Origin of the sequence: Bacillus sp. GMs2/2 (assembly GCF_050172095.1) — a bacterium.
Lineage (GTDB): Bacteria > Bacillota > Bacilli > Bacillales > Bacillaceae_G > Bacillus_A > Bacillus_A cereus.
Genome location: NZ_JBNLYE010000663.1, coordinates 1 through 1417 on the forward strand (window position 1 = coordinate 1; position 1417 = coordinate 1417).

Here is a 1417-nt window from a genome sequence, read left to right on the forward strand (position 1 = left end):
AATATTTAAGAGGAGAATACAATGAATAAAATAAAAAGGTTACTAAAACGTAAAACGACTTGGATAATTCTTATCCTATTCGTATTTGTTTATGTAAATAACAGTTCTTTTTTTGCTGAGAGGGCCGATAGGACTCCTCTTCTTCTTGCTCACCGAGGGCTTTCGCAAACATTTAGCATGGAAGGGATTGAGGGTGATACATGTACAGCTGAACGTATAAATAAACCTGAATATCCTTATTTAGAAAATACAATTCCATCTATGGAAGCGGCATTTAAAGCTGGGGCTGATCTAGTAGAGTTTGATGTTCAACCAACTAAAGATAATAATTTTGTTATTTTTCATGACTGGACTCTTGATTGTCGTACAAATGGTAAAGGTGTTACAAGAGATTTTACAACAAAAGAATTACAAGCACTTGATATTGGTTATGGTTATACAGCTGATGGTGGTAAAACATTCCCATTTCGTGGTCAAGGGATTAATCTTATGCCAACACTTGATGAAGTACTTAACCATTTTCCAGATCGCTCTTTTCTTATTCATATTAAAAGTGATGATGAAAATGAAGGAATCCAATTGGCTGCTTACCTTAAGAAACTACCAGCAAAACGCCTTGAGCAACTAACTGTATATGGTGGCGATAAACCAATTGCTGCGATAAAAGAGCGCGTCCCTAGTTTACGAATAATGTCAAAAGCGACCATGAAAAAAGATCTTATTACTTATATGGCATTAGGGTGGACTGGCTACATACCTTCAAGCCTGAAGCATGGAGAATTACATATACCAGACAAAGTAGCTCCTTGGCTTTGGGGATGGCCAAATCGTTTTCTTAATCGAATGGATAAAGCAGATACTAGAGTTATCATTGTAGGAGGAAATGGGTTTGGGTTTTCAAGTGGATTTGACTCATCTGAAGATATAAAACGTCTTCCTGACGATTATACAGGTGGAATTTGGACAAACCGCATTGATAAAATAGCACCTGTATTTCAGAAATAAAAGATGATATAACAAGAATTTTTCCATTTGTTTAACCATTTATATTTTAAAAGAAGACTTATTAATAATGTTGAAGTTTTATACACCGATAAACACCGCTGATGACCTCCATTATTTATAGGAAATCAGCGGTGTTTTTTGGATTAATGCAACTCACTGTAATTCAAACCGAGATATGACTGTAAATCAAATTTGTGAAATTACAAATGTGTCTAGGGCTTCATTATATAGAAAGCTATCAGAAGGGAAACAATAATCATTCCTTATTCCGTTAAAGGACTATATAACAGAATAAGGAATGATTATTGTCAAAATTAGAATTTTTTGAAATAATCGTTATTAAGTTAAAGGTGAGCGATTGCAGAAAAAAGTGATACGACTTTCTCTTACTTAAGAATCGTGTAATAGTTGA

Annotated in this window: 1 protein-coding gene and 1 pseudogene; both read left to right on the top strand. The window is 34.2% G+C overall.

Translation table 11 applies throughout. The annotated features are described in order from the left end of the window. Positions 1-21: 21 nt before the first annotated feature. A complete protein-coding gene (locus ACQGS6_RS28450; RefSeq protein ID WP_369622671.1) occupies positions 22-1005 on the top strand; it encodes a glycerophosphodiester phosphodiesterase family protein in 984 nt (327 codons plus the stop codon). A 172-nt stretch (positions 1006-1177) separates the two neighbouring features. Next, positions 1178-1261 (top strand): annotated as a pseudogene (locus tag ACQGS6_RS28455) (helix-turn-helix domain-containing protein); the annotation flags it as partial. Positions 1262-1417: the final 156 nt, after the last annotated feature.